Source organism: Bacteroides sp. AF32-8BH, from assembly GCF_003435205.1.
GTDB lineage: Bacteria > Bacteroidota > Bacteroidia > Bacteroidales > Bacteroidaceae > Bacteroides > Bacteroides ovatus.
In genome coordinates, this window is sequence record NZ_QVLZ01000046.1 from 18,559 (window position 1) to 38,467 (window position 19,909).

At 40.5% G+C, this 19,909-nt stretch carries 19 protein-coding genes; 14 read left to right on the plus strand and 5 right to left on the minus strand.

Going from position 1 to position 19,909, the window contains the following annotated elements; translation table 11 throughout:
• Positions 1-181: 181 nt before the first annotated feature.
• Positions 182-1,807 carry an ATP-binding protein gene (locus DWZ47_RS24625; protein ID WP_117515025.1) on the plus strand — a complete coding sequence of 542 codons (1,626 nt, stop codon included), beginning with the start codon at positions 182-184 and terminating at the stop codon, positions 1,805-1,807.
• Positions 1,808-1,883: 76 nt separating this feature from the next.
• Here the strand turns inward: DWZ47_RS24625 and DWZ47_RS24630 are convergent, their stop codons facing one another.
• Together DWZ47_RS24630 and DWZ47_RS30755 are read right to left on the minus strand one after the other, a co-directional pair.
• Positions 1,884-3,029, minus strand: a complete 1,146-nt coding sequence (locus tag DWZ47_RS24630; protein WP_004300100.1) for an iron-containing alcohol dehydrogenase — start codon at positions 3,027-3,029, stop codon at positions 1,884-1,886.
• 79 nt (positions 3,030-3,108) lie between these two features.
• Positions 3,109-3,249, minus strand: a complete 141-nt coding sequence (locus tag DWZ47_RS30755) for a hypothetical protein (RefSeq protein WP_004300101.1) — start codon at positions 3,247-3,249, stop codon at positions 3,109-3,111.
• Between the two features lie 359 nt (positions 3,250-3,608).
• Here DWZ47_RS30755 and trpB point away from each other — a divergent pair, with 359 nt between their 5' ends.
• From trpB to trpA, 7 genes are read left to right on the plus strand one after another with little or no spacing between them, the layout of a single operon-like run.
• A complete protein-coding gene (gene trpB / locus DWZ47_RS24645; RefSeq protein WP_004303719.1) occupies positions 3,609-4,796 on the plus strand; it encodes a tryptophan synthase subunit beta in 1,188 nt (395 codons plus the stop codon).
• A 48-nt stretch (positions 4,797-4,844) separates the two neighbouring features.
• A complete protein-coding gene (locus tag DWZ47_RS24650) occupies positions 4,845-6,251 on the plus strand; it encodes an anthranilate synthase component I family protein (protein ID WP_004311853.1) in 1,407 nt (468 codons plus the stop codon).
• Positions 6,252-6,296: 45 nt separating this feature from the next.
• Positions 6,297-6,863, plus strand: a complete 567-nt coding sequence (locus tag DWZ47_RS24655; protein ID WP_008651733.1) for an anthranilate synthase component II — start codon at positions 6,297-6,299, stop codon at positions 6,861-6,863.
• Positions 6,864-6,867: 4 nt separating this feature from the next.
• Positions 6,868-7,863 (plus strand): anthranilate phosphoribosyltransferase, encoded by a 996-nt coding sequence (gene trpD / locus DWZ47_RS24660; RefSeq protein ID WP_004317865.1) that lies wholly within the window; start codon positions 6,868-6,870, stop codon positions 7,861-7,863.
• A gap of 48 nt (positions 7,864-7,911) precedes the next feature.
• Complete coding sequence (gene trpC / locus DWZ47_RS24665; RefSeq protein ID WP_004303722.1) at positions 7,912-8,694, plus strand: indole-3-glycerol phosphate synthase TrpC; 783 nt, start codon at positions 7,912-7,914, stop codon at positions 8,692-8,694.
• 26 nt (positions 8,695-8,720) lie between these two features.
• On the plus strand, positions 8,721-9,344 hold the full coding sequence (locus DWZ47_RS24670; protein WP_004300108.1) for a phosphoribosylanthranilate isomerase: 624 nt from the start codon (positions 8,721-8,723) through the stop codon (positions 9,342-9,344).
• 18 nt (positions 9,345-9,362) lie between these two features.
• Positions 9,363-10,133, plus strand: a complete 771-nt coding sequence (trpA, locus tag DWZ47_RS24675; RefSeq protein WP_004303723.1) for a tryptophan synthase subunit alpha — start codon at positions 9,363-9,365, stop codon at positions 10,131-10,133.
• Positions 10,134-10,452: 319 nt separating this feature from the next.
• Here the strand turns inward: trpA and DWZ47_RS31140 are convergent, their stop codons facing one another.
• A complete protein-coding gene (locus tag DWZ47_RS31140; RefSeq protein WP_004303724.1) occupies positions 10,453-10,659 on the minus strand; it encodes a hypothetical protein in 207 nt (68 codons plus the stop codon).
• Positions 10,660-10,867: 208 nt separating this feature from the next.
• Here DWZ47_RS31140 and DWZ47_RS24685 point away from each other — a divergent pair, with 208 nt between their 5' ends.
• The 6 genes from DWZ47_RS24685 to DWZ47_RS24710 all read left to right on the plus strand — a co-directional run bounded on the left by DWZ47_RS24685 (position 10,868) and on the right by DWZ47_RS24710 (position 17,870).
• On the plus strand, positions 10,868-11,908 hold the full coding sequence (locus DWZ47_RS24685) for an asparaginase (protein ID WP_004300111.1): 1,041 nt from the start codon (positions 10,868-10,870) through the stop codon (positions 11,906-11,908).
• 241 nt (positions 11,909-12,149) lie between these two features.
• A complete protein-coding gene (locus tag DWZ47_RS24690; RefSeq protein WP_004303725.1) occupies positions 12,150-14,534 on the plus strand; it encodes an LruC domain-containing protein in 2,385 nt (794 codons plus the stop codon).
• A gap of 234 nt (positions 14,535-14,768) precedes the next feature.
• Positions 14,769-15,134: a PleD family two-component system response regulator gene (locus tag DWZ47_RS24695; RefSeq protein WP_004300114.1), complete on the plus strand. Its 366-nt coding sequence runs from the start codon at positions 14,769-14,771 to the stop codon at positions 15,132-15,134.
• Positions 15,135-15,151: 17 nt separating this feature from the next.
• The gene (locus DWZ47_RS31145) at positions 15,152-16,309 is read left to right on the plus strand and encodes a sugar transferase (RefSeq protein ID WP_117515011.1); all 1,158 of its coding nucleotides are present in this window, start codon (positions 15,152-15,154) and stop codon (positions 16,307-16,309) included.
• Positions 16,310-16,320: 11 nt separating this feature from the next.
• Positions 16,321-17,271, plus strand: coding sequence for a glycosyltransferase family 2 protein (locus DWZ47_RS24705; protein ID WP_117515013.1), 951 nt, complete (start codon positions 16,321-16,323; stop codon positions 17,269-17,271).
• On the plus strand, positions 17,223-17,870 hold the full coding sequence (locus tag DWZ47_RS24710; RefSeq protein WP_004303727.1) for an acyltransferase: 648 nt from the start codon (positions 17,223-17,225) through the stop codon (positions 17,868-17,870). The genes DWZ47_RS24705 and DWZ47_RS24710 overlap by 49 nt, the downstream gene beginning before the upstream one ends.
• 543 nt (positions 17,871-18,413) lie before the next feature.
• Here the strand turns inward: DWZ47_RS24710 and DWZ47_RS24715 are convergent.
• Both DWZ47_RS24715 and DWZ47_RS24720 read right to left on the minus strand, forming a co-directional pair.
• Entirely contained in the window at positions 18,414-19,025 is a 612-nt protein-coding gene (locus DWZ47_RS24715; protein WP_004300118.1) for a helix-turn-helix transcriptional regulator, read from the minus strand.
• Complete coding sequence (locus DWZ47_RS24720) at positions 19,015-19,719, minus strand: hemerythrin domain-containing protein (RefSeq protein ID WP_004311871.1); 705 nt, start codon at positions 19,717-19,719, stop codon at positions 19,015-19,017. Before DWZ47_RS24720 ends, DWZ47_RS24715 begins: the two co-directional genes overlap by 11 nt.
• Between the last annotated feature and the right edge of the window lie 190 nt (positions 19,720-19,909).

Consider the following 19,909-nt stretch of genomic DNA (forward strand, 5'->3'; position numbering starts at 1 on the left):
TCGAAATCAAGCAAAATATGATACCATACAAGAACCACAAGACACCATACCTCCACTATTTCTTCATCGCATATAATTACAGTCTCACAATATAATGTTGAAAGACAATATATTTATGTATTATTTTTTGAAAGTTAAAGAACAATTCATATCTTTACACCTCATTTATATCAAACATTTTATGGCAAACAATTATTTGTTAAATTATTGGATTAACGAAGTTCATTGGGGTTATAATTATTTACTAGTAGTTATTTTGCTCCTTGTCATCAGCATCTTACTATATAGAATCCGAAAATTGCAAAAAACGATTAAAAAGACCAATCATTCCTACCGTTTCTCCTTTGATATTCTCGATAACCTTCCTTTCCCCATCTTTGTAAAAGATATTACAAACGATTTCCGATACTATTACTGGAATAAAGAATCAGCCGCTCAATCCGGCATTAGCAGTGAAGAGGCCATCGGACATACTGATTATGAAATTTACGGAGAAGAAAGAGGTGAAAAATACCGGCATATCGACAAAGAACTCATACAAGCAGGCAAAGTATATCGCAAAGAAGAGAAATACACCACTCCCGATGGAATCACCCATGATACTATTGCCGTTAAATCTATTATTTCATGGGAAGGAGAAAAGAAATGGCTGTTGGCAACCCGGTGGGATATCACACAACTCAAGAATTATGAAAGAGAATTAGTTGCCGCCAAGGAAGAACTGGAAAAAGCATTGAAGAAGCAAAAACTAGCTCTAAAAAGTATCGACTTCGGCCTTATCTATATTGATAAAAATTACCGGGTACAATGGGAGGAAACAAGACAAATAGCCAGCCTGGTAAAAGGCAGACGATACATACCGGGAAAAATTTGCTATCAGACCAGTGCACTTCGTAATGAACCGTGTGGACAATGTGCTTTCAAGAAAGCTATCGAACAGGGCAAAATTATCCGGCATACCATCAGAGTAGACGATGTAGATTTTGAAGTGACCGCAACACCTGTATTCGGCGATGAAAAGGAAACTGAAATTATTGGAGGATTACTTCGTTTTGAAAACATCACTGAAAAATTAAAGATGGACAAAATGCTGCAGGAAGCAAAGGAAAAAGCCGAAGAATCCAATCGGCTCAAATCTGCCTTTCTCGCTAATATGAGCCATGAAATACGAACCCCGCTAAATGCGATTGTAGGATTCTCCGAAATGGTTTGCCAAACGGAGGAAGAGGAAGAGAGAAAAGATTTTGTAAAAATCATCTCCAGCAACAATATCTTATTATTGCAACTAATAGACGACATCCTCGATCTTTCTAAAATTGAAGCCGGTACTATGGAATTCACATTTGCACAGACTGATATCAACGAATTGATGGAAGGTATTTGCAGACAAATGCAAGAAAAGAATTCTTCCCCAGACATTCAAATCTTATTCACAGAGAAAGCAGATCAATGCATGATGTATACCGACCGCATACGTCTATCACAGGTTATCATCAACTTTACAAATAATGCTTTGAAATTCACCCCTAAAGGTTCTATCGAAATGGGATACCGGATTGAAGAAGCCAAAGATGAAATATACTTTTATGTAAAAGATACAGGTATCGGAATTCCTGCTGACAAGATAGATAAAGTGTTTGAGCGCTTCGTCAAACTGAACTCCTTTATTAAAGGGACAGGACTCGGACTAGCCATCTGCCGTGTCATAGTAGAAAGACTGGGCGGGGTTATCGGAGTGGAATCTAAAGAAGGAGAAGGCTCTCGCTTCTGGTTCAGAATTCCAAGGTCAGAGAAAATTGAGAAATAATAAAAAGAAAAGAGGATATTGTGAAAAGTATGTTCCAATATCCTCTTTATCCTATATTTTTAATGTAAGAGTATACTTAAAGTGCAGTCTCTAATATCCTGCGGGCAACAGCACCCGTTACATTTCCATTCTCTCCATATTTAGCACCACGTTCATTGAATCGGCGTTCGATTTCCAGAATAGTATCCTGTCCGATGTTCTCTTCATGCAAACGTGTAGTCAGCCCAAGCGAACGAAAGAACTCTTCGGTATGACAAATCGCTTCATCAATCCGTTCTTCTCGCGTACCGGAAGTAATTCCCCAGACTCTTTCACCATACTGCAAAAGTTTATCTCCTTTTTCTTCATGAAGCACCTGTAAAGTGGCAGGAAGAACAATGGCTAACGTATGACCATGTGTCAATCCGTGCAAAGCAGTAATTTCATGACCAATCATGTGAGTTGCCCAGTCTTGCGACACTCCCATAGCAATAAATCCATTCAATGCCATTGTAGCCGAAAGCATAAAATCAGCCATCAGTTGATAATCATGCTGGTTTTCACGGATTTTCGGAGCTATTTCTACCAAAGTTTGTAAAATGCCTTCCGCCCAACGATCCATAATGCGGCTCTGCCCGGGAGTAGTCATATATTGCTCCATCACATGAACAAAGGTATCAGCCAAACCACAGGCCACCTGATGAGGAGGCAAGGTAAAAGTTACTTCCGGGTCAAGAATAGAGAAGATTGGATAGTTAGCATAAAAAGGATATTTCTCTTTTGTTTCACGACGGGAAATAACTGCCCCGTTATTCATCTCCGAACCGGTAGCGGGCAAAGTCAATACAGTGGCAAGAGGTACAGTATGAGTGACTGGACGTCCGGCAAGTACTAAATCCCAGGCATCACCATCATACAGGATTCCTGCGGAAATCAATTTCGTACCGTCAATAACGGAACCACCACCAACAGCCAGCAGATAATCTACTTTCTCTTCTTTTCCCAAAGCAATAGCTTTACGGAGAGTTTCAATGGCAGGATTGGGTTCGATTCCCCAGAATTCTACTGTAAAATGATTCTTCAATGCTTCCTTTACCTGATCGTACACTCCGTTTTTCTTCACGCTTCCACCGCCAAAAGTAATCATAATACGCTTGTCGGACGGTATTTCTTTAGCCAACCGAGCAATCATCCCTTTTCCCATTATCAGTTTCACGGGATTTTGAAAAATAAAATTTTCCATATCTTAGTCTATTGTTATTATTTTGGTTATTAGTCACTATCCTTGCAAAGATATATGATTTATCCGAACCCTGTCAGAATCAAGCGAAGAATTGTTGTGCCACGGAAGGAACCATAGCCGACAACCAGGGTTTCATATCCTCTGCTACCAATAACCAATACAATAATAATATAATGAAAATGGCAATAGCGATACCTACTAAAACTTTTCTCTGTTTCATAATTGTTTTTGTTTAAATATTCAATATTTATAAGAACAGTTCAGGTTGAAAATTGTTCTATATCAGAAAAATGAAGGCAAAAGAGAAAAAAAGTCATTTTTTGTTTGCTGTTTCAAACAAAGTGTCTATATTTGCCCTCATAAAATTACAAAAGACAATGAGAACAATGTTAGTAAATACATATTGGTGGTGGCACCCGTTACAACTCCGACAGTCGTAAGGGAGCAGTGCTCGTATGTATATACCTCATTAAAGATATAACAGATTTGAAAGAGCCCTGTCGCAACTTGCGACAGGGCTCTTTTTATTTGCCCATTTTCGAACAGATTTAGATAATAACATAAAAAATAGATAGGATTATGAAAAGTTTTTTAGTTGACCAGGATGGCTATTACGGAGAATTCGGTGGTGCTTATGTACCGGAAATCCTCCACAAATGTGTTGAGGAACTGACGAACAAGTACCTCGAAGTGATTGAAAGCGAAGAATTTAAAAAGGAATTTGAGCAGTTATTACGCGACTACGTAGGACGTCCTTCCCCACTCTATCTGGCAAAACGCCTTTCCGAAAAGTATGGTTGCAAGTTGTATCTGAAACGGGAAGACCTGAATCATACCGGTGCACACAAAATCAACAACACCATCGGACAAATCTTGCTGGCACGCCGCATGGGAAAGAAACGCATCATCGCCGAAACCGGAGCCGGACAACATGGAGTAGCAACAGCTACCGTATGTGCGTTGATGGATATGGAATGTATCGTTTATATGGGAAAGACGGATGTAGAACGCCAACATATCAATGTGGAGAAAATGAAAATGCTGGGAGCTACCGTTATTCCCGTTACTTCCGGAAACATGACCTTGAAAGACGCAACCAACGAAGCGATCCGCGACTGGTGTTGCCATCCTGCCGACACTTATTATATTATCGGCTCTACCGTAGGCCCTCATCCTTATCCTGATATGGTGGCACGCCTGCAATCTGTTATCAGCGAAGAAATAAAAAAACAACTGCAAGAAAAAGAAGGACGTGACTATCCGGATTATCTGATAGCCTGCGTTGGAGGAGGAAGTAATGCTGCCGGAACGATTTATCATTATATCAATGATGAACGGGTAGGCATCATTCTGGCGGAAGCCGGAGGTAAAGGAATAGAAACCGGAATGACCGCCGCCACCATCCAACTCGGTAAAATGGGAATTATCCACGGAGCGCGTACTTACGTCATCCAAAACGAAGACGGACAGATTGAAGAGCCTTACTCGATTTCCGCCGGACTGGATTATCCGGGCATTGGTCCGATACACGCCAATCTTGCCGCACAAAGACGTGCCAACGTTTTGGCAATCAATGACGACGAAGCAATAGAAGCCGCTTACGAACTGACTAAACTCGAAGGTATTATCCCTGCACTGGAATCCGCCCATGCATTAGGAGCTTTGAGAAAATTGAAGTTCAAACCGGAAGATATCGTTGTATTGACTGTTTCAGGACGAGGAGACAAAGATATTGAAACCTATTTATCGTTTAATGAACAGCAATAAGTAATTAGTAAACCATCATTCGTAATCAATAATCAAGCAATTATAGAAATGAAAACATTTAATTATACAACTCATAGCAAACAAGTGCTCGGAGATATGCATACTCCTGTCAGCATTTACCTGAAAGTGCGCGACATGTATCCGCAATCTGCATTAATGGAAAGTTCCGACTATCATGCCGGAGAAAATTCCTTGTCATTTATAGCCCTCTGTCCCCTGGCAAGTATCGGTATAAATGGCGGCATTGTCACTTCCAACTATCCCGATAACAGCCGCACGGAAGAACCCCTGACAAAAACCTTCCATGTAGAAAAGGCCATGAACCGGTTTATCAATCAATTCCAGGTGACCGGGGATAATAAGAATGTATGTGGACTTTACGGATACACGACGTTCAACGCTGTGAAATACTTCGAGCACATCCCGGTGAAAGAAAGTCACGATGAGCAAAATGACGCTCCGGATTTGCTATACATATTATATAAGTATGTCATTGTTTTCAATCATTTCAAAAATGAATTGACACTCGTTGAAATGTTGTCCGAAGGAGAAGAAAGCGGCTTACCGGAACTGGAAGCAGCCATCGAAAACCGGAATTATGCTTCTTACAACTTCTCTGTAACAGGTCCCGTTACTAGCCCTATCACCGACGAGGAGCATAAAGCCAATGTCCGCAAAGGAATCGCGCACTGTATGCGTGGAGATGTTTTCCAAATCGTACTTTCCAGAAGATTTATCCAACCTTATGCCGGAGATGATTTCAAAGTGTACCGCGCACTCCGCAGCATCAATCCTTCTCCTTATCTTTTCTACTTCGATTTCGGAGGATACCGCATCTTCGGTTCTTCACCGGAAACACATTGCAAAATCGAAGATGGTCGTGCTTACATCGATCCGATTGCCGGAACTACCCGCCGTACCGGAGATGTAGTAAAAGACCGGGAACTGACAGAAGCTTTATTGGCTGACCCTAAAGAAAATGCAGAGCATGTCATGCTGGTTGATCTTGCCAGAAACGACCTTTCCCGTAATTGTCATGATGTACGCGTACTATTCTATAAGGAACCACAATATTATAGTCATGTCATTCACCTGGTAAGCCGTGTCAGCGGTATGTTGAATGAGGGCGCAGATAAAATAAAAACGTTTATTGATACGTTTCCTGCCGGCACATTAAGCGGTGCTCCCAAAGTACGCGCTATGCAGTTAATCAGCGAAATCGAACCACATAATCGTGGAGCCTATGGTGGCTGTATCGGTTTTATCGGATTGAACGGCGAATTAAATCAGGCTATCACTATCCGTACTTTTGTAAGCCGCAACAATGAACTCTGGTTCCAAGCCGGAGGAGGTATTGTAGCACGCAGTCAGGATGAATATGAACTGCAAGAGGTGAACAACAAACTGGGAGCACTGAAAAAGGCGATTGATTTAGCTGTCAAATTAAAAAATTGAAAGCAGAGATAGTATTTGAACAACCATTTTACAATGACAATAAAAATGAAAATATTACTTTTAGATAACTACGACTCTTTCACTTATAACCTACTGCACGCAGTGAAAGAATTAGGGGCTACAGATGTAGAAGTAGTCCGCAACGACCAGATAGAGCTTGATGAAGTAGACCGATTTGATAAAATCATCCTGTCTCCCGGACCGGGCATACCCGAAGAGGCCGGACTGCTATTACCTATTATTAAAAGATATGCTCCGACCAAAAGCATTCTGGGTGTCTGCCTCGGTCATCAAGCCATCGGCGAAGCTTTCGGAGCACGTCTGGAAAATCTCAAAGAAGTATATCATGGGGTACAGACTCCGATTACCATCCTTCACCAGGATTTGCTTTTTGAAGGGTTGGGAAAAGAAATCCCTGTTGGAAGATACCATTCCTGGGTAGTCAGCCGGGAAGGTTTTCCCGATTGCCTGGAAATAACGGCAGAAAGTCAGGAAGGACAAATCATGGCAATCCGCCATAAGACCTACAATGTACATGGTATTCAGTTCCATCCCGAATCAGTATTAACTCCGCAAGGAAAAGAAATTATTAAAAACTTCTTAAACGATTAAACTTATGAAACAGATTCTATACAAACTTTTCGAACATCAATATCTGGGACGCGATGAGGCTCGCACCATTTTACAGAACATCGCACAAGGAAAATATAATGATGTACAGGTAGCCTCTTTAATTACCGTCTTTCTGATGCGTAATATCTCTGTGGAAGAATTATGCGGTTTCCGCGATGCATTGCTTGAAATGCGTATTCCGGTTGATTTAAGTGAATTTGCTCCGATAGATATCGTAGGAACCGGAGGTGATGGAAAAAATACATTTAATATTTCTACAGCTTCCTGTTTTACTGTTGCCGGAGCCGGTTTCCCGGTTGTGAAACATGGTAATTACGGAGCAACATCAGTCAGCGGTGCCAGTAATGTAATGGAGCAACACGGTGTAAAGTTCACCAGTAACGTCGATCAACTGCGCCGTAGCATGGAGAAATGTAATCTTGCCTATCTGCATGCTCCTTTATTCAATCCGGCATTAAAGGCAGTTGCTCCGGTTCGTAAAGGATTGGCAGTGCGCACTTTCTTTAATATGCTCGGTCCGTTGGTTAATCCGGTATTACCGGCCTATCAGCTTTTAGGAGTTTACAACCTCCCGTTACTTCGCCTCTATACCTATACTTATCAGGAAAGCAAGACGAAATTTGCCGTTGTTCATAGTCTCGACGGATATGACGAAATCTCTCTGACAAATGAGTTTAAAGTGGCGACCAGCGATCATGAAAAGATTTACGCTCCCGAGAGTCTCGGATTCTCCCGCTATAAGGAAACTGACCTGGATGGTGGACAAACACCGGAAGATGCAGCTAAGATTTTCGACCAGATCATGAATAACACGGCTACAGAAGCTCAAAAAAATGTAGTGGTAGTCAATTCAGCTTTCGCCATCCATGTGATTTGTCCGGAGAAGACTATTGAAGAATGTATTGCTCTCTCCAAAGAGTCATTGGAAAGTGGACGCGCATTAGCTACCCTAAAAAAATTCATTGAATTGAACAGTTAATGTTTTATTTTTGCAAATCCATCATTTACAATTAATAATCCCACATCAATGAAAGATATATTATCAGAGATTATAGCAAACAAACGATTTGAAGTTGACCTGCAAAAGCAGGCTATCTCCATCGAGCAATTACAGGAAGGTATCAGCGAAGTTCCGACCTCTCGTTCTATGAAGCAGGCATTAGCCTCGTCTGCATCGGGTATTATCGCTGAATTCAAGCGTCGGTCTCCATCCAAAGGATGGATAAAGGAAGAAGCATGCCCGGAAGAAATTGTTCCCTCCTATGCAGCAGCAGGAGCTTCTGCCCTTTCCATCCTCACCGACGAGAAATTTTTCGGAGGAAGCCTGAAGGACATCCGCACTGCACGCCCTTTGGTAGAGATCCCCATTCTTAGGAAGGACTTCATCATTGACGAATACCAGCTTTATCAAGCCAAAATTGTCGGTGCCGATGCCGTACTTCTTATCGCAGCCGCATTAGAACCGGAGAAATGTAATGAACTTGCAGAAAAAGCTCATGAACTAGGTCTGGAAGTTCTTCTGGAGATTCATAGCTCCGAGGAATTAATATACATCGACAAGAAAATAGATATGGTAGGAATCAACAATCGTAATCTGGGTACTTTCTTCACTGATGTAGAAAACTCTTTCCGCTTGGCCGGACAGCTTCCCCAAGATGCTGTATTGGTATCCGAAAGCGGCATCTCCGATCCGGAAATAGTAAACCGACTTCGGGCAGCCGGATTCCGTGGATTCCTGATCGGTGAAACATTTATGAAAACACAGCAACCGGGAGAAACTTTACAGAATTTCCTGCAAGCAATCCAATAAACTAATTATTCAAAACGGACAGCCCTATGATTAACGGAAAAATTATCAAAGTATGCGGTATGCGTGAAGCTGAAAACATACAGGACGTAGAGTCTATCGAAGGCATAGATATGCTGGGATTCATCTTCTATCCTAAATCTCCCCGATATGTCTACGAGCTTCCGGCTTACTTGCCCATTCATGCCCGGCGTGTCGGAGTTTTCGTCAACGAAGACAAGCAGACAATCAGCATGTATGCTGATCGTTTCGGACTGAATTATGTACAGCTCCACGGAAATGAATCACCGGAATACTGCCGGTCCTTACATTCCACTGGATTGAAAATCATCAAGGCCTTTTCAGTAGACCGTCCCAAAGATTTGAGAAAGGTATATGACTACGAAAAAGTCTGTGATCTTTTTCTGTTCGATACCAAATGCGAACAATATGGTGGTTCGGGAAATCAATTCGACTGGAGCATCCTGGATATGTACAATGGACATGTACCCTTCCTATTGAGCGGAGGCATTAACTCATACAGTGCCAATGCCCTGAAAGAGTTTAAACATCCCCGGCTTGCCGGATACGATCTCAACAGCCGTTTTGAATTGAAACCGGGAGAAAAGGATCCGGAGCGTATCCGGACATTTTTAAACGAATTAAAATCATAATCTAAAAATTCCAACGTCATGAATAGAATTAATCAACTTTTCAATAGCAACAAGAAAGACATACTTTCTATTTATTTTTGTGCCGGTACTCCTACTTTGGATGGTACCGCTGATGTAATCCGCACGCTCGAAAAGCACGGAGTGAGTATGATTGAAGTCGGCATTCCTTTCAGTGATCCGATGGCAGATGGCATTGTTATTCAGAATGCCGCTACGCAGGCATTGCGCAATGGTATGTCTCTAAAACTCCTTTTTGAACAATTACGGGATATTCGCAAGGACGTAAAAATCCCACTTGTGCTTATGGGATATTTAAACCCAATCATGCAATTCGGATTTGAGAATTTCTGCCGTAAATGTGTGGAATGTGGTATCGACGGCGTCATTATCCCTGATCTCCCTTTCCGTGATTACCAAGAACATTATCGTATCATTGCCGAACGCTATAACATCAGAGTGATTATGCTCATCACACCGGAAACCAGCGAAGAACGGGTACGCGAGATAGATACACATACCGACGGATTTATTTATATGGTTTCATCAGCAGCAACCACCGGAGCGCAACAAGATTTCAACGAACAAAAACGGGCTTACTTCAAAAAGATTGAAGGTATGCATCTGAACAATCCGTTGATGGTGGGATTTGGTATCTCCAATAAAGCAACATTCCAAGCAGCTTGCGAACACGCTTCCGGAGCTATCATCGGCAGTAAGTTCGTCACTCTGCTCGAAGAAGAAAAAGACCCGGAAAAGGCGATTACCAGACTGAAAGAAGCCCTGAAGTAAGAGCCTCGGATGAAAATTTCCGCAAACCGTGGGGCTATTTCTGCAAGCCGTGGGGAGGCCGTACTTCACCCGTGGGACGAGCAGAGACAAGCCGTGAGCTGAACAAAAACAAGACGTGGACTGAACAGGATCGAGGCGTGGGCTGACAATCTCGTTGCCCCTGTCATTCACCGAATCCGAAGTCCGAACAACAACAGCAGCAGTCTTCCTTTCCTCGCCAATATTGCTGCTGTTGTTTACAACAGTAGTAATATTTCTCTTCTCTTCTACTCTACTCTCTTGGGTTTCATTCGGTTTTTGCCCTTTATCCATCGGCGTTTCAGAGTTTTTTTTCCACTGCACTTTTTTCCACTGGTTTTTGCATACTATTAACCACTGATTTGCTGTAGTCATTCTTTGCACACAGATACAGCAACAACACATAAATCCCTACAAGTTGCACTCCCCCTATCTGATACATCATGACGCTCAAATTGTCGCCTGCCCAAAAACAGATTTCTAACGGAAAATACCGGTCATTTTTCATTTTCTCTTTCGTTTTTTATTTAAAGCCGGACACTTCGTCCAACCTGCCCCAAAGATGGGGACATTTTTTCATACTACATATCGCAAAAATGCAACATAGATATTTTTTATAGTCTTGTCCTTCCAACTTTATATAATTCGTCGTTTAGCACTCATTATTCGCATTTAATCCGTATCTTTGCCAATGTTTTAACAGTAATTCAACAATTATGAGAGCAGAAACTCCTTCCGTTTTGTTAATTTACACGGGTGGGACTATCGGAATGATAGAGAATCCGGAAACAGGTGCCTTAGAAAATTTCAACTTCGATCATTTGCTTAAGCACGTCCCCGAACTGAAAAGATTCAACTACCGCATTTCCTCCTACCAATTCGATCCCCCTCTCGACTCTTCGGACATGGAACCTGCTTACTGGGCAAAACTGGTAAAGATCATCAATTACAATTATGATTATTTCGATGGTTTCGTCATCCTTCACGGAACAGACACAATGGCTTACACTGCCTCTGCACTAAGTTTCATGCTCGAAAATCTAAGCAAACCTGTCATCCTCACAGGTTCCCAGCTCCCGATCGGGACTTTGCGCACAGACGGAAAGGAAAACCTCATCACAGCCATCGAAATTGCAGCAGCTAAAAATCCGGATGGTACAGCCATTGTTCCGGAGGTTTGTATTTTCTTTGAGAATCATTTGATGCGTGGCAACCGTACCACCAAAATCAATGCGGAGAATTTCAATGCTTTCCGCTCTTTCAATTATCCGCCATTGGCACGGGTAGGTATCCACATTAAATATGAGCCTAATCTCATTCGAAAACCAGACCCGACAAAACCGTTAAAGCCGCATTACCTGTTTGACACCAATGTAGTTATTCTAACGCTTTTTCCGGGCATTCAAGAGAGTATCGTGACTTCTCTGCTTCATGTTCCGGGATTGAAAGCGGTTGTCATGAAAACCTTCGGTTCGGGAAATGCTCCGCAAAAAGAATGGTTCATCCGCCAACTAAAGGAAGCTACCGATCGTGGAATTATCATTGTCAACATTACACAATGTGCCTCCGGAGCAGTAGAAATGGGACGTTACGAAACAGGAATGCATCTTCTGGAAGCAGGTGTAATCAGTGGATATGACAGTACCCCCGAATGTGCCATAACAAAGCTCATGTTTTTATTGGGACATGGATTACCCAACAAGGATATCCGATATAAAATGAACTCCTGCTTAATAGGAGAAATCACCAAGTCTTAAGTTAAATCCATCTATTGTAACCCCCTGATTTTCATTTTAAACAGTTGTATAAAAGTGAAAATCAGGGGATTTCTCTTCATCATCATCAAGACCGAATCAAACCTAAAAGAGCCAAAGAAGAACCAAAACGGAAGTATAGTTGTTTTCACTCCATAAAATAACAGAAAAAACATTTCCAATAAAAGATATGCAGTTATTTTTGTGATGGATTTGGTTACAAACAATCAAGCAATAATACATTATGATGAAGAAAACAATTCAATTTGTACCCATCATTGCAATAGCGATGGCAGGTACTATGTCTAGTTGTGTTGACTCTGGAAAGGATCTCTATGATCCGTCTTACGAAACACCTAACCCGATGGGAGATGGCTTTGCTGCTCCCGATGATATCGATTGGAACATGATAACCACTAAAAATGTCTCGGTCGAAGTGAAAGATGAAGAAGGAGGACTATTTGCTTATTTAGTTGAAATATATGCAGAAGATCCTTTGACTAATGAAAGCGCCTCCGTGCTCGCTGCAAGGACAGCTAATAAAGAAAACAACTTTAAATTTACAACCGCTGTCAGTCTGCTGCCAACTCAAAAGGGTATTTATGTGAAGCAAACCGACCCTAGAGGACGTGAACAGGTATATCAGTTCGATGTGCCAGAAAACAGTGATAATATTACCTGTAAACTCTATTATGCAGGATCTACTGCACAAAATAGAGCGTTGATGAGTCGTGCCGCTGCTACAAGAGGCCTTTCATTTGAAAAGCCGGATTACTATTCCATACCTGCTAATGCAAAAGAAGTGACTGAAATGTCAGGAACCACTTTGCTGCGTGATGCTTCTTACAAAATCACCTCTGACTATGCCGGCACATTCAAGTTTGACGGTTATGACGGTGAAATTGCAACCAAAGTTTATGTAGATGCTAAATGGACGATTCCCGCAACATTCCAATTCCAAAACGGTATTGAAATCATTGTGATGAATAATGCTAAAATTGAAGCATCAGGAACCATGACGTTCATTAGAAACTCCATGTTGACCATTATGGAAAAGGGAGAAGTGAATGCAGAGGATATATCATTCACCAATGGAGCGCCTGCTGCATTAAGAAACTGGGGTGCACTGACTGTAGCGAACACAATGACACTACATTCCGGTGCAACACTCTACAACAAAGGAACCATAACCAGCAAGAATATCTCAATCAATTCCAATACGAAAATTGTAAATGACAATAAAATCAGTTTGGAAGGAGAATTAAATCTGCCGTCTAATTTCTCTTTGGAAAATAACGGAGAGATTTATGGAGAGAAATTAATTGCAAATTCCGACGCTGTTGCTACCAACAACAACATCATGAAGTTTACAACCATCAGTCTCACCAATACGACTGTCAACAACGCTTGTAGCATGGAAGCAACGACTTCTTTCTATGCCAACGGAGCGACGTTTAACTTTACTCAAGGATATTTGAAAGCTCCTAAAATGGAGTTTGTTAATGGAACAGTAAATTTAAGTGATGGTTCTATGCTGGATGCTACGACAAGTATCAGCATACCTCCCGGTTATGCCAAGTTTTATGGAAAAGGCGAAAATACTTCTATGATAAAATCACCGGTTATCACCGGACAAGGTTTCACATATGATGGAAATTTGGTTATTGAATGTGACAGCCACGTTGAAAAGAACCAATGGTGGGAAAACTTCCATGTACTGAATGGCGCATACTTCACCAAAATGGGAGACTCTAAAGTCATCATCGATGTTTGTACAGGAATTAAAAATGGTGGAAATGAAGGAGGAGATCCTGAAGATCCTAAGTTCCCGATCATCATGGATGATAATCGCAATTATGCTTATCTGTTTGAAGACCAATGGCCTTTATATGGGGATTACGATATGAACGACCTTGTTCTGATTATCAAGGAAAGAAAGATCTCCATCAATAAGAGCAATAAGGCAGAAGAGTTCACGTTAAGTCTTGATTTATCGGCTGCCGGAGCTACCAAGAGTATTGGAGCTGCTATCATGCTGGACGGTGTTCCTGCCAGTGCCATTACGCAGCCGGTGGAATTCAGTGACAACTCTCTTTTTAAAGGTTTCAATGTGAATAGTAATCTGATTGAGAACGGACAGGACTATGCGGTTATTCCATTATTTGACGATGCTCACAAAGCATTGGGAAGAGACCGTTACGAACAAATCAATACGATTGCAGGTCACTCTGCCAATACGAGTCCTAAAAATATCAGTTTCACTATAAAGTTCAGCAATCCTATCTCTGTGGATGAGCTTAATATCAATAAACTGAATGTTTTCATTTTCGTAGAAGGAAACAGAAACCAGCGTAAGGAGATTCATATTGTCGGTTATCAACCAACTAAGTTGGCAAATACCGACTTGTTCGGAGGCAACAACGACGATAGTTCTACTTCCCGCAAGAGATATTACATCAGCAAAGATAACCTGGCATGGGGAATCATGGTTCCGACAGACTTCAAATGGCCTTTGGAATATGTGAATATCAAATCAGCTTACTCGTTATTCGAAAGTTGGGTGACCAGTGGCGGTACTAAGAATGAAGAATGGTGGAAAACTTTTGATTCATCAAGAGTATATAAATAAGCCTAACAATTAATCTTTAACACGGATTCCAGTTTTTATGGAATCCGTGTTTTTTCATTAAGATGCTGTAAGTTGCAATTAATAGAAAAAAAAGATATATCACGAATTTTACTCTCCTGATTGGGGATTATTCTAAAATAATATCTATATTTGCAGTGTATCACAAATATTATGTGACAACAATCTTAATCTATAAATCAAATAACAAAGCAAGCGATAGAAAGGTCTATTCGTATGAAGAAAAAAATATTACTAGTCGACGATAAATCGACAATCGGAAAAGTGGCCGGTGTGTATCTAGGAAAAGAGTATGATTTTACCTATTTGGAAGATCCCATCAAAGCAATAGAATGGCTTAATGAAGGCAATGTACCTGACCTCATTATTTCAGACATTCGTATGCCTCTCATGATGGGGGATGAATTCTTAAGATACATGAAGAACAATGAATTATTCAAGTCAATTCCTATCGTTATGTTATCCAGTGAGGAAAGTACAACGGAAAGAATCAGACTATTGGAAGAAGGAGCAGAAGACTATATCCTGAAACCATTCAACCCTTTGGAACTCAAAATCCGAATCAAAAAGATTATTGACTAATACCGGGTCTTCTACACATGCAATATTTTGTTTATATAGGCAGAGATAGCAAAACAATAGAACTACTCTCCCGACTAAGTATTGGGGTATTCTATGCTGCACCCAATTGTAGCAAAGCTGTCAAAGTATTGGAGAAAATACGCGAAAAATATGACGCAGCTCTATTTTTCGAACAAGTGAACATATCCAAAGATATTGCAGATATCCAATACATGTGTAAAAAGTATCCGGGGCTTTATATGGTACTCGTTATCGACTCCTTATCTAAGGAAGAAGCATCCGAATACCTTAAAGCCGGTATCAACAATACGATAAAATATGAAACAAGCCAGGAGGCTTTAAAAGATTTATCAACTTTCCTTAAACGAAGAAAAGATCAGAAAATAAAGGCACTTCAACTTAAAGCACAAAATATAAATGCTTTCCGCCTGCCTTTATGGAAAAGAACCTTTGATATTTTCTTTTCAGGAATGGCGATATTATGTCTTTCTCCTCTCTTAATATTTACTGCACTAGCTATCCGGATAGAAAGTAAGGGTCCTATTATCTACAAATCCAAGCGCGTAGGAAGTAATTATCAGATATTCGACTTCCTTAAATTCCGTTCGATGTATACTGATGCAGACAAGCATTTAAAGGATTTCAATGCCCTTAACCAATATCAGCAGGAAGATGAGGATATTTGGGGAGAAGAACCGGAAGCGGAAGTGAATGAAGAAATCGATGAAGAAGAAATCCTCTTGATATCTGACGATTTCGTAATCTCCGAAGAAGACTACATAAACAAGAAGTCCAAGGAAAAAAGCAATGCTTTCGTTAAGCTGGAAAATGACCCTCGAATAACTAAGATTGGACGTATTATACGTAAATATAGTATTGACGAGTTACCCCAGCTTATTAATATTTTAAAAGGGGATATGTCAATAGTAGGCAACCGCCCTCTCCCACCCTATGAAGCCGAGTTGCTGACAAGCGATGAACACATCGACCGTTTCATGGGTCCGGCCGGATTGACCGGTTTATGGCAGGTAGAGAAAAGAGGCGAAGCCGGTAAACTTTCTGCTGAAGAACGCAAGCAATTGGATATCACCTATGCAAAGACATTCTCTTTCTGGTTGGATATAAAGATTATTCTGAAAACAGTTACTGCATTCATTCAAAAAGAGAACGTATAATCTCCTTCCAGATGATAGACTCTTATATCTACATAATAGATGATCTGATATTCTTCTGTACAGGGCTTTTGCTCCTATACCTCTTTGTGATGGCCATAGCCTCACATTTCAAACATATCACCTACCCGAAGGCTCAAAAGGAATATGGTTGCGCCATTCTCGTTCCGGAGGGAAGTATTCTTCCGGATGTGTATAAAGAAGAAGAAGAGTACGAGTTTATCACATACAGCGATCTATATCAGGCAATCAACAGTTTAGACCAGGAACGATACGACCTGGTCCTCTTCCTGTCCAATACAGCATGCGCTTTATCTCCGCAACTCCTGAATAAGATATATAATGCCTATGATGCCGGTGTACAAGTCATCCAACTACATACGATAGTAGAAAACCGCAAAGGCATCCGTAATCGCTTCCGGGCTATACGTGAGGAAATAAAAAACAGCCTCTGTAGAGCCGGCAATACACAATTCGGACTGTCATCCAATTTATTGGGGACTAATATGGCAATCGACCTAAAATGGCTGCAAAAGAACATGAAAAGTTCTAAGACTAATATCGAACGAAAATTATTCCGACAGAATATATACATTGACTACTTGCCGGATGTGATTGTTTATTGCCAGTCCGTACCCGCCTGTCCTTACCGTAAACGTATCCGGAAAACAACTTCCTACTTACTCCCTTCCATATTTGAAGGAAACTGGAGTTTCTGCAACCGGATCGTACAACAATTAACGCCTTCTCCACTTAAATTATGTATCTTCGTAAGTATTTGGACTTCGTTGATTACCGTATATAATTGGACCTTATCATTCGGATGGTGGATTGCACTTTTCGGTCTATTAATCACTTATAGCCTGGCAATTCCTGATTATCTGGTAGAGGACAAAAAGAAGAAAAAACATTCAATATGGAGAAGAAAACACTTAAACAGCGAATTAAAGAAAACCCCGGCTTAAAACAGGCTGTACATCGTTTTATCATGCATCCCGTTAAAACTCGCCCTAATTGGTGGATACGGCTCTTCGATTTCATATACCTGAAACGCGGAAAGGGTTCTGTCATCTATCGGAGTGTACGCAAAGACCTCCCTCCTTTCAACCGATTCTCTTTGGGTAAATATTCTGTTGTCGAAGACTTCTCCTGTCTGAATAATGCAGTTGGCGACTTGACAATCGGAGATTATACACGCATCGGATTGAGAAACACAATCATAGGTCCGGTTAATATTGGCAATCATGTCAACCTGGCACAGAATGTAACGGTCACAGGACTCAACCATAATTATCAGGATGCAGAAAAGATGATTGACGAACAAGGTGTCAGCACACTGCCTGTTGTCATCGAAGATGATGTATGGGTAGGTGCCAATTCGGTCATTCTACCGGGAGTAACTTTAGGGAAACATTGCGTAGTGGCCGCCGGAAGTGTAGTCAGTCATTCCGTCCCACCCTATTCAATATGTGCCGGATGCCCTGCAAGAATCATAAAAACATACGATTTCGAGACTAAAGAGTGGAAAAAAGTAGAGAAAACACCTGCTACTAACCATAAATAGTGAGAATAGCTACAGAATATACCTCATAAAGGTGATTGTGACACATTCTGAAACGCATTATCTTTGCAGTATCAGAATTGAATTAATTAGTCATAATTTTATTACGTAGCCACATTTAAGTAAAAAATGAAATAGAGTCCCGCCGAAGCGATTTCGTCGGGATTTTGTTTTTTATTACCTTAATCCAATCCACAGACTTAAATCCCATATAAATAAAAAACGAGCTAATTCTTTTTATAGAACCACTCGCCACTGCATCAGAAAAGCCTAAAGGCTTTTCCATAGTACCTCAAATTTCCTGAAAACTAATCTTCTTTTTACCTAAAAACGTCTTACCTATTGTTATCCTTTTACCTTCTACTAAAAACTTATCCTATTGAACTAAACTAAAAAACTTTTAATACCTTAAACTGTCTAATCTAATACCTTATTTAATATTTTCTTTTACCTTATAAACTAACAGCAATTTCTCAACTGCTTTGCAAAGGTACGAATATCTTTCGTGTGCGCAAACGGTTTTATATTTTATAACACTTCCGCAGGCTATAAATCTTTCACATCGCTCAATGCAACCAGCTTATTTACAATAGCATAGATAGTCAAACCGGCAGCACTATGTATTTGCAATTTTTTGCTAATATTTCTTCGGTGTGTAATCACTGTATGAATCGACAAAAAAAGCTTTTCCGCTATTTCCTTATTTGTCATTCCCTTCACCACACAGATGACGATTTCCTTTTCCCGCTGGCTAAGCGTATCCTGATTATCCATCTCTTCTTCTTCGGAAACCACATTCAATAAACCTGCAATTTTCTTAGAAAGAGTTTCCAAATCATCGAATATCGAAATAGACTCATCATACTTACCCAATAATGAAGCATCTACAAAAGAAGTAACCAACGCTATTAAACGTATTCTTTTACCGGATATTTCTTCTCGAAACTTAGCTACATCAAAGTAATCACCAAAAGTAGGATTGACAATCAACATCTCGGGACATTGCGTTCGGACGCAATCGTGCAAAGCTTCAACAGACAGTAATTCTATTGGTTGTACTTTTACGTTAGAAAGACGCTTCAATGCAGCAGTCAACCCACCACGAATAATTACAGAGGTCTCTGCAATAGCTATTCGAACTACTTCGTTATTTTTCATTTTCCCTAATCCTCCTTTCCAAATTCAGAATAGCAGGAACAAAAATATAGTCCTCAACCTTGCAATGAGATTCCAGTCCGGCTTCGCAAGCATATATGTCGAAAAGAGCCGCGTTCAAAAGATTTTCATTTGTTTTGGCAGGGCAATATTTAATAATGATATTTTTCAGTTCTGTCAATTTCTCCCCTACCTGATCGTGATGCTTGGAAAATGTACTGATCTGATAGTTTTTGGGAGCAACTCCTTTAATCAATGAATCGACATACTTAAATACGGTTTTCTCTTCATAATCCATGTGCTTACGCACCTCTCGTGTATATTCATCGAAAAACTTAAGGATGAGAAAAGCAACATCGTCTTGCGAACAGTCGATTGCCTCGATCAATTTACGACGAATAGCGGGAAGAGAAAAATCCAGAAAATAAATATGTGCCTGCCGCAGATAATCAATCAATGCAGGTATGGAAATATCATCTTTATCTCCATCGAGCCGGGAAAAGCCTTCAGCCATAAAGTTGACTACAATCAGAAAGGTCCGGCAGTCTACTCCATTCAGTTCACACACCTCCTTGACTGTCTTGTCACCGAACCCCAACGAAAGCCCAAAACGACTCATCACTTGCAACAAAGAATAATTATCGCTGATGAGATCAATCATCTTATCAGTTGGCTTATATTTTTGTAAATTATCCATCATACCTATTTATATTAGAGACTGCAAAGGAACGGAATATTTTGCTGAAATACAATCATCATTTATAGGTATTTTAATTCGCCGGAAATAGCCAAATACTAATTATATGCTACTATTTTGTAGCGTAACTTTAGGCAAGCTAGTCTTTTTTTAGTAATTTTGTCGCTATCAATTTGTAATTAGTAACTCG

Bases quoted from the DNA above. Each gene is read 5' to 3' on its own strand.
- DWZ47_RS24625 (WP_117515025.1), top strand. From the start codon at position 182: ATGGCAAACAATTATTTGTTAAATTATTGGATTAACGAAGTTCATTGG.
- DWZ47_RS24630 (WP_004300100.1), bottom strand. From the start codon at position 3,029: ATGGAAAATTTTATTTTTCAAAATCCCGTGAAACTGATAATGGGAAAA.
- DWZ47_RS30755 (WP_004300101.1), bottom strand. From the start codon at position 3,249: ATGAAACAGAGAAAAGTTTTAGTAGGTATCGCTATTGCCATTTTCATT.
- trpB (WP_004303719.1), top strand. From the start codon at position 3,609: ATGAAAAGTTTTTTAGTTGACCAGGATGGCTATTACGGAGAATTCGGT.
- DWZ47_RS24650 (WP_004311853.1), top strand. From the start codon at position 4,845: ATGAAAACATTTAATTATACAACTCATAGCAAACAAGTGCTCGGAGAT.
- DWZ47_RS24655 (WP_008651733.1), top strand. From the start codon at position 6,297: ATGAAAATATTACTTTTAGATAACTACGACTCTTTCACTTATAACCTA.
- trpD (WP_004317865.1), top strand. From the start codon at position 6,868: ATGAAACAGATTCTATACAAACTTTTCGAACATCAATATCTGGGACGC.
- trpC (WP_004303722.1), top strand. From the start codon at position 7,912: ATGAAAGATATATTATCAGAGATTATAGCAAACAAACGATTTGAAGTT.
- DWZ47_RS24670 (WP_004300108.1), top strand. From the start codon at position 8,721: ATGATTAACGGAAAAATTATCAAAGTATGCGGTATGCGTGAAGCTGAA.
- trpA (WP_004303723.1), top strand. From the start codon at position 9,363: ATGAATAGAATTAATCAACTTTTCAATAGCAACAAGAAAGACATACTT.
- DWZ47_RS31140 (WP_004303724.1), bottom strand. From the start codon at position 10,659: ATGAAAAATGACCGGTATTTTCCGTTAGAAATCTGTTTTTGGGCAGGC.
- DWZ47_RS24685 (WP_004300111.1), top strand. From the start codon at position 10,868: ATGAGAGCAGAAACTCCTTCCGTTTTGTTAATTTACACGGGTGGGACT.
- DWZ47_RS24690 (WP_004303725.1), top strand. From the start codon at position 12,150: ATGATGAAGAAAACAATTCAATTTGTACCCATCATTGCAATAGCGATG.
- DWZ47_RS24695 (WP_004300114.1), top strand. From the start codon at position 14,769: ATGAAGAAAAAAATATTACTAGTCGACGATAAATCGACAATCGGAAAA.
- DWZ47_RS31145 (WP_117515011.1), top strand. From the start codon at position 15,152: ATGCAATATTTTGTTTATATAGGCAGAGATAGCAAAACAATAGAACTA.
- DWZ47_RS24705 (WP_117515013.1), top strand. From the start codon at position 16,321: ATGATAGACTCTTATATCTACATAATAGATGATCTGATATTCTTCTGT.
- DWZ47_RS24710 (WP_004303727.1), top strand. From the start codon at position 17,223: ATGGAGAAGAAAACACTTAAACAGCGAATTAAAGAAAACCCCGGCTTA.
- DWZ47_RS24715 (WP_004300118.1), bottom strand. From the start codon at position 19,025: ATGAAAAATAACGAAGTAGTTCGAATAGCTATTGCAGAGACCTCTGTA.
- DWZ47_RS24720 (WP_004311871.1), bottom strand. From the start codon at position 19,719: ATGGATAATTTACAAAAATATAAGCCAACTGATAAGATGATTGATCTC.